Source organism: Bacillus sp. 17RED48, assembly GCF_019837545.1.
Lineage (GTDB): Bacteria > Bacillota > Bacilli > Bacillales > Bacillaceae_G > Bacillus_A > Bacillus_A wiedmannii.
Map to the genome: position 1 here is coordinate 261,294 of NZ_JADAXG010000006.1, position 12,515 is coordinate 273,808.

At 36.9% G+C, this 12,515-nt stretch carries 10 protein-coding genes; 5 read left to right on the forward strand and 5 right to left on the reverse strand.

Features of this window, described 5'->3' with window-relative positions:
• Positions 1–20: 20 nt before the first annotated feature.
• Complete coding sequence (locus tag ILT06_RS22745; RefSeq protein ID WP_064476154.1) at positions 21–245, reverse strand: DUF1659 domain-containing protein; 225 nt, start codon at positions 243–245, stop codon at positions 21–23.
• Positions 246–355: 110 nt separating this feature from the next.
• On the opposite strand from ILT06_RS22745, the gene ILT06_RS22750 reads away from it, so the two are divergent.
• Entirely contained in the window at positions 356–841 is a 486-nt protein-coding gene (locus tag ILT06_RS22750; protein ID WP_064476155.1) for a VanZ family protein, read from the forward strand.
• 24 nt (positions 842–865) lie between these two features.
• On the opposite strand, the gene ILT06_RS22755 is transcribed toward ILT06_RS22750, so the two are convergent.
• Together ILT06_RS22755 and ILT06_RS22760 are read right to left on the reverse strand one after the other, a co-directional pair.
• The gene (locus ILT06_RS22755; protein WP_088047777.1) at positions 866–3,622 is read right to left on the reverse strand and encodes a DEAD/DEAH box helicase; all 2,757 of its coding nucleotides are present in this window, start codon (positions 3,620–3,622) and stop codon (positions 866–868) included.
• The gene (locus ILT06_RS22760; RefSeq protein ID WP_222655566.1) at positions 3,606–5,225 is read right to left on the reverse strand and encodes an SWIM zinc finger family protein; all 1,620 of its coding nucleotides are present in this window, start codon (positions 5,223–5,225) and stop codon (positions 3,606–3,608) included. Before ILT06_RS22760 ends, ILT06_RS22755 begins: the two co-directional genes overlap by 17 nt.
• 158 nt (positions 5,226–5,383) lie before the next feature.
• On the opposite strand from ILT06_RS22760, the gene ILT06_RS22765 reads away from it, so the two are divergent.
• The 3 genes from ILT06_RS22765 to ILT06_RS22775 are packed head-to-tail and all read left to right on the forward strand — an operon-like array spanning position 5,384 to position 8,823.
• Entirely contained in the window at positions 5,384–5,875 is a 492-nt protein-coding gene (locus ILT06_RS22765; protein ID WP_064476158.1) for a zinc ribbon domain-containing protein, read from the forward strand.
• 5 nt (positions 5,876–5,880) lie between these two features.
• On the forward strand, positions 5,881–7,431 hold the full coding sequence (locus ILT06_RS22770; protein WP_064476159.1) for a zinc ribbon domain-containing protein: 1,551 nt from the start codon (positions 5,881–5,883) through the stop codon (positions 7,429–7,431).
• Positions 7,432–7,443: 12 nt separating this feature from the next.
• Positions 7,444–8,823 carry a zinc ribbon domain-containing protein gene (locus ILT06_RS22775; protein ID WP_222655567.1) on the forward strand — a complete coding sequence of 460 codons (1,380 nt, stop codon included), beginning with the start codon at positions 7,444–7,446 and terminating at the stop codon, positions 8,821–8,823.
• A 99-nt stretch (positions 8,824–8,922) separates the two neighbouring features.
• Here ILT06_RS22775 and ILT06_RS22780 read toward each other — a convergent pair whose 3' ends face one another.
• On the reverse strand, positions 8,923–9,225 hold the full coding sequence (locus ILT06_RS22780; protein WP_098103004.1) for a DUF3910 family protein: 303 nt from the start codon (positions 9,223–9,225) through the stop codon (positions 8,923–8,925).
• A 79-nt stretch (positions 9,226–9,304) separates the two neighbouring features.
• On the reverse strand, positions 9,305–10,183 hold the full coding sequence (locus ILT06_RS22785) for a cell wall-binding protein EntA (protein WP_002167369.1): 879 nt from the start codon (positions 10,181–10,183) through the stop codon (positions 9,305–9,307).
• 664 nt (positions 10,184–10,847) lie between these two features.
• On the opposite strand from ILT06_RS22785, the gene opuD reads away from it, so the two are divergent.
• Positions 10,848–12,362, forward strand: coding sequence for a glycine betaine transporter OpuD (opuD, locus tag ILT06_RS22790; protein ID WP_064476162.1), 1,515 nt, complete (start codon positions 10,848–10,850; stop codon positions 12,360–12,362).
• Positions 12,363–12,515: the final 153 nt, after the last annotated feature.

Consider the following 12,515-nt stretch of genomic DNA (forward strand, 5'->3'; position numbering starts at 1 on the left):
CCACTGAGTACAGTTTAACCTTATAGGGTAGAAAGATCTGATGTGCTAACAAGCTGTATAGCGTGAAGCGGTGATGCTTGTAAAGAAGCAAGAGCACGTGCTACGTTGTGTACTTGCTCTAAGTTTGCGTTTGTTTTAACACGCTTAAATTGTTTTTGCTTAAAAGCTGTTTTTCCGTTCTTATCTAATCCATTGTTTAAGACAAGACGTAAAGTTAAGTCCGTTACGATTGTTTCGACTGCCATGTTTATCACCCCCTTTCACTTTATAAATAGGTTGCAAATGTCATGTTTTGGCGTGAAATTTATTCTTTTTTTTGGTACTCTTAAAAGATTAAGAGAGGGGCTTCGGAAGAATGAAACGTAAATGGTTATTTTGGATTCCTGTTTTACTATGGATGGGGTTGATTTTCTATTCCTCGGCACAACCATATAAAAAGCAGGATATGCGCTCGGATATTGAACAATATGTAAATGTGGAGTTTGTGAAAGATCATTTTTCATGGGTATCTATTGATTATGGCGGTGGTACACCTGTTAGCATTGCAAATAAAGGTGTAGGCGGATTTATTGAGTTTTTCCTTCGTAAAGGTGCTCATTTTATGGTGTTCTTTATGCTAGGTTCATTGACGTATTATGCTTTTCATCGATCGGGTCATTCGAGAAAACGGTGCTTTATATACGCTCTTCTTTTCGTTGCGGGATATGCAACATTTGATGAAATTCATCAATGGACTACGGGAGATCGTACACCGATGTGGCAAGATTCATTACTGGATACGTGCGGCGGATTAACAGGGATTATAATAAGTAATTGGTTTTGGAATAGAAAAAGAAGCTAATCTTTTGAGATTAGCTTCTTTTGTTTATACACCAAGTAATTCTTTTAGTTCATCTGTAGATAGTTCGGTCATCCAACTATCGGTTGTAATGACAGCGTTGTTTAATGATTGTTTTCTTTCTAACATTTCATCAATTTTCTCTTCGAGTGTCCCCGTTGTAATCAGTTTATGAACGTGAACGAAGCGTTTTTGACCAATACGATATGCGCGGTCTGTTGCTTGGTTTTCTACAGCTGGATTCCACCAACGGTCGTAGTGAATGACATGGTTGGCAGCGGTTAAGTTTAAGCCAGTTCCACCTGCTTTTAACGATAAGATGAAAATGTCATACGTTCCGTTTTGGAATTGCTCGATCATTTTGTCACGTTCTTTCTTCGGTACACTACCGTTTAAGAAGAGGACGCGCTGACCGAAATGTTCTTCTAACACATTTTTTAGCATGTTCCCCATACCGATGTATTGTGTGAAGATTAAACAACTTTCATTTTGATCTTTTATATTTTCAATTAGTTCCATTAGGGTGCTTGTTTTCATGGAACGTTCGATTATGTCTTTTGGTTCTGTTTCTTTTAAATAAAGAGCGGGGTGATTACAAATTTGTTTAAGTTTGTTCAGCATGAGTAATATAAATCCGCGTCTTTCAATCCCGCTTAATCCTTCTACATTTTGCAATGTATCTTGAACAAGTTGTTCATATAAGGAAGCTTGTTCACCAGTAAGTGGACAGTAAGCTTTCTGTTCTTGTTTATCTGGTAAGTTTAATGCGACGGTTTGATCTTTTTTCGTACGACGCAGTAAAAACGGCGAGATAAAACGTTGAACTTGTTGGATTTTTCCTTCGTCACGGTCCTTTTCAATCGGTGAGACGAAGCGGCGCTGGAATTGTCCTAAGCTGCCGAGATATCCATGATTAATGAAGTCGAAAATAGACCAAAGCTCGGCAAGTCGGTTTTCCATCGGTGTACCGGTTAAAGCGATTTTGTGATTTGCTGGCAAGTTTCGTACTGCTTTCGATTGTTTCGTATGTGGGTTTTTAATATTTTGTGCTTCATCCAAAATAACAGCATCCCAGCATAACGTACTAAGTTCCTCTTCATCAAGCTGAGCTAATGCATAAGATGTTAATACAACATCTGCTGATTGAAGGAAGTCTTTAAATAATTCGCCTTTCGCTCGGTTACTTCCATAATGTAACTGAACGCGTAAATTTGGTGCGAAACGCTCAAATTCTTTTTGCCAATTTCCAAGAACAGATGTCGGTGCCACGATTAAAGCAGGGCCTGTTTGGAGATTGTTCTCTTTTATATATAGTAAGTAAGTGATCGTTTGAATGCTTTTTCCAAGTCCCATGTCGTCAGCTAATAATGCTCCGAATCCAAGCGTTCTTAAATATAATAACCACTCAATGCCATGTTGTTGATACGGACGGAGTGTTGCGTTTAGTGCAGAAGGAACATCTACTTTTGGAATATCTCCAATGTGCAATAGTTTTTGGAATAGCTCTTCATAATATCCATCTAGCTCGATTTCAATATCGGTAAATGGACTATCTTCTTCTACAATTTCTGTTTCAGCAGTGTTTGATAAATGTTGCTGAAGGACATCTTTCATTTCTAGTCCATATTTATCGGCACGGTTCATAAGCTTTCGTACTTCTTCAATAAAGGCTGGATCCAGTCTCATCCATTGACCATTTATATTGAATAACCGTTTGTTTTGTTCAACGAGTTCGAAAAATTCGCTTTCGGATAAATCAATGCCGTTCGTTGAAATGCGCCAGTCAAAGTTAACGAGTGTATTCATGCCGAAGAAAGATTGCGTTTGCGTGGCATTTTGCTTCAACTGCACACGTAATTTTGGTTTTGTCGCTTTTAAATTTTGCCACCAGGATGGCAGTAAAATCGTAATACCTGCAGCGAGTAATTCGTTACTTGCTTCTGTTAAGAAGTTCCACGCTTCTGTTTCAAAGAGCTCACTTCGGAATGTATCGCCTTCTTTTAACCACGGTACGAGCTTACTGAATCCTTCTTGTGTTTCAAGAATACGTTCTTCATAATCGTGCCATCGTTTTGGCAAAGAATCGATACTTTCATATACATATATGCGATGTGCCCCGCGCTTTGGTGTAACAATTGTCTCAAGCTTCCACATTTCAAATTCTTCTTGCGGCTCTTGTAGCCGTAGTCCGATTGTAAAGGGAAGGTCATCTTCAATGTAACCAATTTTTCGAAGCCAATCTTCTTCATGTAGTGCTGCATCCAATTGTCTTTTCGTAAAGTCGTAATGTTCATAAAGTCTCTTGGCATCTTCCCATCCATCGTTTGAACGGTTATCTTGTAATATGCTTTCATTTACCGCGGCGGAGAAAAGAGATGCCAATGTGTCATCTTCAATTGGGCTATTTTGCACTTTCCAAGATGGTTGCTGAGACCAACGCTCCATATCAGGTACGAAGCTACCGCTTGTGAAGGCATCCCATAATTCATTCGCATCTTTCGTAAGTGCTGTAATAGGGCCATTCATTTGAATATGGGCAAAGGAGTTCATCGGTTTATTAGCGATGTATTCAAATGCTTGTGCGTTTGTTAGCATAACACCTTGTTTTCCTTCAAAGGTCGCTTCTTTTAGAAACGTGCCGTAGAAGGAGGTAGAGTGCCATGTAAATGCATTTCGTTTCCAACTTGTTACGGATAATGGAGTACCGCTGTCATCTTCTCCCCAAAGGAACCAACCTTGACTAACGTGCTGGAGCCTAATTGTTACTTCAGTTTGATTGATCATCAATTAATTTTCCTTTCCGTAATTCCTCTTGTAGTGCACGCAGACGTGAATGTAAGTTTGCGATGTGAATAATGAAAGCATCCCATTCATCAGTACGCTTTAATCGTTTATATAATGTACGTAATTTCTTTAAGTAACGAACTGCACGTCTATATGATTTGCGGTTTCGCTCTTCAATGGCCTCGGTAGCAGCAAGGTGATAAAGAGGAAGGGCTGCTTCTGGTGCTTCCTTTTCAATATCTTTCAGTGGCTCTTTCAAAAGTTCAATTGCTTCAAACCCATGTAAGAGCTGAAGTTCTGCCCATGTACGATATTGCTTTTTCGCGAGTACGTATTGCTCATAGTTTGCGAAACTATATGGTAATAGTTCTTGCAAAATCATTTCGAGTCCGGCTTGTTCATTTGTATGGTTTGCATACGTTTCATACATGATGACAAATAAGCGAACGATATCTTTTATGAAAATCGTATTTTCGTGCTCATGTATCGTTTTCTTCACTTGTTTATACGTAAAGGAAAGCCAGTTTTTCGCACGATCCCACTGCATTGTATTTAATAGCTCTTCTAACCAATAGAAGTACAGACTTACAACAGAAGCAGGCTGTTTCTTTAGTAAGTCCATAGCTATTAGGTCTTCGTCATTTAAAAAGAGTAGATGAGAAGATGCTAATGCTTTGGAAAGTGGATTGATTTTCGTATCGATTCGCTTTTCTTCTTCTTGCAGTTTCTCTTTATTGTGTAAGAGTTCACTCCATATGTGACGATAAATAAAAAATCTTTCTTGCGTATAGGCGTCGGTGGAGAAGAATACTTCGTGAACGAGACGAGCTGTTTCTTGCAAAATTGCTTCAGACTCTGAAGGAATCGCTTCTGATTGTAAGTCCCGAACGATGGATTCCACTTTATCTACAAATAAGCGAACGACGTTAACAGGCTGGTGATAAGAATACGTTTTATTTGCTTCGAAGTCCTGAATGTCTTCTAATAATTTTTGAAAGCAATAAAGCGCTGCATGTAGCCTGAACAACTCATGTATCACAACGATACGCGGAGCTTTCCGCTCCAGTTTCGTATAGAAGTCTGTAAAAATACTCATAAGAAAATACATTTGTTTATAAGTAAGCCGAGCTTGTTCTTTTTTAAATGATTCATATTCGTTGTCAAAATACGATTGCCAACTTTTATAATCCGTTTCTTCAAACGCTGATGATTGCAATACTTGTCTTGCAGTTCGAATAGGAGGAAGGGAAGGTTTCGTATTATTTTTAAATAAAGTTAATACATCTCCTACTTGCCCGAAACTAGATGCTGCAGATAGTAAAACAGCGAGCATATGCTCACATTGCGTTGGTGCAAAGCAATCGCAATAGCTTTCAGCGACGTTACGAATCGGGATATGGACGCTATATACGCTGCCTCCAGCATCTACAGTTCCTGATAGCGTATAACCATCAAAGTCAACGTTGTAGACAACACCACTACGATATAGGTGCCGAGCTGTAGCGACATGTTCCTGATCAGCTGTTTGCTGTGGATCTAGTCCTTGAACGAACTCATTCGCAATCATCATAATTTCATCTTTCGTAATTGAGTGTTGCAGCATAATATTCCTCCGTACACATATTTCTTTCCTTTACCATTATAAACAAAAAATGCTCAAAACAGAAAAAATGAAATTTGGATTACATAAATTGAAAATCATGGTAATATATATAATGTTAATTTCGCATATTACTATATATGTATAGGGGGAGAAATGATTTGTCAGATTTACAGACGAAGTTAGGCAGTGGAATGAATAAGTTACAAGAAGGAATTGAGCAAGGGAAGATGAAGTTACAAGTTGCGCAAGAAATCGCTCAACTGAAAAAAGAAATGCAAGTGCAAATGCAGAAAAAGGCAGAGGTTCTATTAGAGATTGGACAACGAGTCTATGTTCAATTAAGAGGAAATGGAGTAGATGAAGCGAGCTTAAAAGAAATGATTGCTCCAGTTCAAGAATTTGATGTAGCTATTTATCAAGCAAGAAAACGCATTGTTGAACTGCAAAAGCAACAAGGCGAGAAAGCTACATGTGAATGTGGTGGACCTTTATCAATAAATGATAAGTTTTGTGGTTCGTGTGGAAAGCCTAATCCAATGTTAGCGATAGAAAATGAAGGTGAAACGACAAATTGTATTTCATGTAATGAACATATCGATCAAAACTCTACTTACTGTCCGGTTTGTGGAATTAAGCAAAGTGGGGAGTGAATTAGATGTATTGTCGCACATGTGGAAATCAACATGGTGAAGAGGTAAACTATTGCCCTAATGAAGGAAGTATGGAGATTGCAGGAGCTATAGATGCAGTAACGTTAGAACAAGATACTGCAAAATACTGCAAAGGTTGTGGCGGTGAAAATGCTCCGCAAAATTTATATTGCCAAAAGTGTGGGCATTCCTTATTTATTGTGAAGAAAAAAGAACAATCTATTAAATTGCCTACAATGGACGGTACTCCTGAAGTTAAATTTACAGCAGATAAAGCCGTTTTAAAAACAGGTTTTATTGGTGGGATTGTTGCAAGTATTCTCATGTTAATTGCTGGTTGGATTGGTAGTGTATTATTTGCTTCTATATTAAGTGAGATGTTTAGTAAATTTGCGAAAGAATTAGAAATGTTGCCAAGCTTTTATTCAAGTGCAACTTCTACGATGTTAAGTTATCATTTACTTGGTTTTACAGCTAGCGACGAGAGTGGATTGATATTTTCTTTATCTTGGCATACTCCATTTACATTACTATTAATCATTCCATTTATGATTTTCGCTGGTACAGGAATTTGGTTAGGAAAGCAGCGTGTTGCAAAAACGATTAAGGATCAAATCTTTATAGCAGCAACAGTTGGTATTATTTATGGTGTCTTTTTATTCATTATAAGTTTTATAGCATCACAATCTTTCGCAATTCCATTCTCAGAAGCAGGTAAGATTACGGTTGGCTATTCAGCGATTAAGAGTTTATTGAGTGGTTTTGCATGTGGGACATTATTTACCTTAATAGGATTTATTGCTCATACAAGCAAAAATAATATGGCAGCAGCATTTCAAGAGTTAATGCCATATGGAGCGTCTGTTTATTACGGTATTTCAGCCATGATAAAAGGACTTTTAATAACAGCAGTAGTGGTTTGTATTATGGCGTTAGTAAATAAGGAAGACAGTATTGAACCGTTAAAAGAAATAACAACTTTAAAATCTGAAAGTACATTATTAGCATTAGAGTTAACACCTCAATTATGGAGTATGGCTCATTTTGCTCCGTTAGAAGTATCAAGTCCAGCACTTAGTAAGGAGTTTACTGGAATTGGTAAGAAATCAAAATCATCTGAGAGCACATTATCATTTTCATTTATATCAGGCATCTCTGTAAATGGCGTAGTGGTTAGAGATATAATGATTTCAAAAGGAGCAAGTCAGGAAAGCCTTGCTGAATTTGATGAAGTGAATAACGTATTCCATTACGGTTTATTACTGCTTATTATTCCATTGTTCCTTATGTTTAGAGCGGGAAGAAAGTTAGCTGAATTATCGACTGCCAATATATATATTACATTAGTAGTATGCAGTGGTTCTTACACGATTATGATGATTGTAATGAATATGATTTCTAAGTTCCAAATTGATGTTTCAGGGACTGTAACAAGTTTGTTTGGAACAAGTGGAACGGTATTATCTATGCAAAATTCATTTGTATATTTAACTATATGTAGTTTTATTGTGACATATGTAGCAGCATTTGTTGGAATGAAGTTAGCTAAAAAGTAGGAGGAGAGCACGTTGAAGTTTTGTGGAACATGTAAAAAGAACGTTGCAGACCATTTGAACTTTTGTCCCGAGTGTGGGAGTAAAGTAGAAGTAATCGTCGATAACACCGCCGCTTCATATACAGAAGTGCAAAGCGAGACAAAACCAGCCAAAAGTAAGAAAAATTTATTTTTAATCATTGGTTTCGCCATCATTGCCATTTTATTATTTGGGGCATATAAATTTGGAGCATACAAGTTTTCAAAAGAAAAGCAAATAAATGTAATGATTGAAGCATTCCAAAAGAAAGATATTACTGCAATTGATGAGTTTGTGAAAGCGAATGATTCAAGCTTAAAGATTAAGACAGAGGATATTAAAGCGTACATGCGTTACTTAAAAGAGAACCCTTCTTACAATAAACAATTATTGTCTTATTTACAGAAAGAGACAGTAGATCAAAAGTTAACAAAGGATAAAAATTCGTTTAAAGATGGGGAAATTGTAGAAGAGGGAAAAGAGTGGTTCTTATATCCAAAGTATAAGTTTAGCATGAAATCTTATTATATGAGTGTTAGTACAACTGCAAAGAATGCGGAAATATATGTGAATGATAAAAAAGAAACAGAACTTTCTAGTGATAAAACTTCGAAAGAGTTGGGACCATACTTCCCAGGTACGTATGTTGTCAAGGCAACAACGAAGACAGAACTTACTGAATTAGAAACAGAGAAAGAAGTAGATTTAGCAGATGAACAGGGCGAGAAAGTGAATGTAGATTTATCACTTGAAGGAAAGTATGTAAGCATTTCTTCTGATGAAAATGATGCAACCGTATTTGTAAATGGTAAAAAACGTGGGAAATTAAGTTATGGTAATTATAAACTGGGTCCTGTATCCACAGATGAAACAGTAGAAGTACATTTAGAGAAAACTACTGATTTTGGTGTAATAAAATCTGAAAGTATTAAAATTGGAGACCAAAGCACGTATTACTTAAAATTCCCGAAAGAAACATCAAGCTCAGCAGTGGGTGATTTTGTACGAAATCACATTTATAATAACGTACGTGCGATTTCGTTAAATGATTTTAGTTTAATTGAAAATGATTATGATAAGAGCGGGAAATCGTACAAGGAAGACCGTGATTACATACAGTATCTACACAAAAAAGGAATTACAGAAGACTTATTAACGATGGATGTTCGTAATGTAGAACGTCAAAGTGCTACGAAATATAAAGTAACGACATATGAAGAGTACCATATTCGTTACGGTGATGGGTCTGTAAAGTTCAAAAGTTTTAATAATGACCATATCGTTACTGTTAATGGAAATGGAAAGGTGCTATATCATTCTCTGGGTGCCAATGATACGTTGAAATCAGAGGAAGTATCTGGTCCGACTCGTTAATAAAAGAGAGAGGTTGTTCAATATTGTTGAACAACCTCTTTTTTATAGTTTACTTCTTTTGTGAATTTTTGCCGGTAAAATGATATCCCTTTTTTACAATTATGAGCGCGTTTCCTTTAATATCGCTTGCACATATGGATCATGTAATATTTGTTCTATAATTGGTAACATGTTTTGTTTGAATGGAATATCAATAGGGAATGGCTTTTGAGAGCCGGGTTTGATTCCATATTGGACAATTTTGTAATGTGTATTTTCTTCAGAGCTGAGCACAACTAATTTATATCTATTGTCATCGCCAGCGAGTGAAAAGTCGATGGAAGTAGCGTCGTATGTTACTTCATCTTTATATATATACGGTTTTGGGGTACCGATCCAGTCTATTTTTGCTTGTACATTCATGAACATAACCTCCTTATAGTTATTATAAAAAAATAAAAGCCAGCTCTCAACAAAGAGAACCGGCTTTAGCAGTCATTGGTTATTTTAAAATTTTCACTTTAACAGTTTTGCGTCCCCATTTTTGAGCAGCGCTATCTGATCCAAGTAGGATGTCGATACGGTTACCTTTAATTGCACCGCCAGTATCTCCAGCGATAGCTTCTCCGTAACCTTCTACCCATACTTTAGATCCTAATGGGATTACTTTCGGATCAACAGCGATCATTTTCATGTTTGGGTTCGCTGTTAAGTCATGACCCATTGCAGTTAATACACGGCCACCGTATGTGCCACCGTTTTCGCTCGGATGAGCTGTATATGCTGTAGCTACAACTGTTAACTCACGACCACCAGAAGGTGTGCTAGTTTCAGCAGCTTTCACAGCAGGCTTAGCAGCTGGTTTTGCTTGTGCTGCAGGTGCTTGTGCTTTAGCTGGTGCTACAGTTTTAGCAGGAGCAGGTTGTTCTTGTTTCTCAATAACAGGCGCTGTGCCTGTTAAGAAAGGAACGTGAACATAAGCTGTTTTCCCGTTATATTCAAATTGTAACCACTCATTTTGTACTTGGTTCGTTGTTTCGATCATATCGTCTTTCTTCAACGTTCCAAGAATTTCTGAGTTTGTGTTCGCTTCAGCACGTACATTTAATACGTTAGCTGTTACATAGTAAGAGTTCTTTGTAAACTCTGCACTTACGAATGCGTCTTTACCATCTAATTTGATTTGTGACCATCCGTTTTCTGTATTTAGAACATCTAATTTATGACCATTCTGTAATTTACCGACAACTTTTGATTCAGTAGTAGGGTTTTCTCGTACGTTTAGTACGTCTGTTGTTACAACAGTTTCTGCATTAGCAGATGCGGTGAAAATCCCAAGACCAAAAACTGCTGCTGTTGCTATTCCAATTAATTTTTTCATGATAGCCTCCATTGCGTTTGTTTTCGTGTCCTCATTATAGCAACAGATTTTTTCGGATTTCGGGAAAACACACAATTACAAACCATTCGTAATCAGTCGTTAACATCCTGTAATATAACAAAAGATATAGGAAAGCGTTTTTCATTCTATGTGATTAGTAGGTTTCTACTTATATTCAAAATATTTAATACAACATATATTTTTCGGCGTAAATAAAAATGTTACAGGAGTGTTACATAATATTTACTAAACGATTACATTCCTTGAGTATTTTGCCGTTTTATGGGTAATATAGTTATATAAACATAAACATTTCGTTTGTGAAACTATAAACACGTGCTATATACTAGCAAAAAAACCGCATAATTGTTACAAAAAGAAAGGGTTGCAAGGAAGAAAAATGCCCTTTTTTACATCTGTAACACATCCTTTTTTGGGAAAATACATTCCCATCCGCATTTTTCTCACACAATTTGACAGCAGTATTTCGATCTTGTAGCTCTTGCAGAGTGAAAAGGTTATACGGAAGGTAAGGCTGTCTATAAGAATTCGAATTGGTGAAGGTGAAAGTAAGAAAATCACCGTAAAATTATAGTTTTCTATCCGATTTTACATATCGGAATTTATGTTATTTACAAAAGTGAAACCTAAGAAGGGGGATTTGATGAGGAAACTGACAAAAACATTCATCGTATCATTAACATTATGTATTGCATTTACACTTTGGGGGATTATTCCCGAATCTATTATTGGAAAAGGTAGCTTAGGAAATGTAACAACCGCAATTCAAACTGCATTAGTTAGTAAGTTTGGATGGTTCTATATTATTTCTGTTTCTATTATATTAGGTGTGTCTATCTTTTTAATTGTTTCGAAATACGGTTCTATTCGTTTAGGTAAAGATGATGATGAACCTGATTATAGTTATATGACATGGTTTGCTATGCTATTTAGCGCTGGTATGGGTATTGGTTTAGTTTTCTGGGGCGTTGCCGAACCATTAAACCATTTGTACGCACCTCCGTTTGGAGAAGGTGCAACTGAGGAAAGTGCGCGTCTTGCACTACGTTTTTCATTTTTCCATTGGGGATTACATCCGTGGGGACTATATGCATTTGTAGCGCTGTGTATTGCTTACTTTACTTTTAGAAAAGGAAAAGCAAGTACGATTAGTGCGACAGTAGGTCCGTTATTTAAAGGCGGGGAGCATGGACGTATTGCTCATTCATTTGATGTGTTAGCTGTTTTCGCAACTGTGTTTGGTGTTGCAACATCATTAGGTCTTGGTGCGAAGCAAATTGCAGGTGGTGTTAGTTATTTAACATCTATCCCGAATTCATTGCCGACACAGTTAGTTATTATTGCAATCGTAACCGTTCTTTTCATGTTATCTGCGCAAACAGGTCTTGATAAAGGAATTAAATATTTAAGTAATGCGAATATTATTTTGGCGTTTGCACTTATGATTATTGTATTATTTGCAGGTCCAACAAACTTTATTATGAATTACTTCACTTCAACAATCGGTTCTTATATTCAGGAATTGCCAAGCATGAGCTTCCGTTTAAGTCCATTAGATGAAGGCGGAAATCAATGGATTCAGTCATGGACAATTTTCTATTGGGCATGGTGGATTGCATGGTCACCATTCGTAGGTACGTTTATTGCCCGTGTTTCACGAGGACGTACGATTCGTGAGTTTGTTATCGGTGTGTTACTCGTACCGACTGTAATCGGTGCGCTTTGGTTCTCTGTTTTCGGCGGGACTGGTATTCATATGGAGCTGTTTGGTGATGCTCATATCTTCGACAAAGTGAAAGAGATGGGAACAGAAGTAGGGTTATTCGCTATGTTTGATCAGATGGGAAGCTTTGGATCAGCTTTATCGGTATTAGGTATTCTGCTTATTGCAACATTCTTTATTACATCTGCAGACTCTGCGACATTCGTTTTAGGGATGTTAACGACACATGGTAGTTTAAATCCACCAAACCGCATTAAAATGGTTTGGGGTATCGTTTTAGCATCGATAGCTTCTACCTTATTATATGTTGGTGGATTAGAAGCACTGCAAACAGCAGCTATTATTGCGGCATTCCCATTCGTCTTCGTTATTTTCTTTATGATGGCAGCATTATTTAAAGAGTTACAAAAAGAGGGGCGTATGAAGCGTCATTAATAATAGAAGGAAAAAGGGCTGATTATGTATCAGCTCTTTTTTATATAGAAGGAATTTTAAACACAAGTAAGGGAAATAAAATACTTTACTATATAAGTAGTATGCCTTTTATATAAAGAAAAATCGATACGTTTCGACAAATTACGATATTTT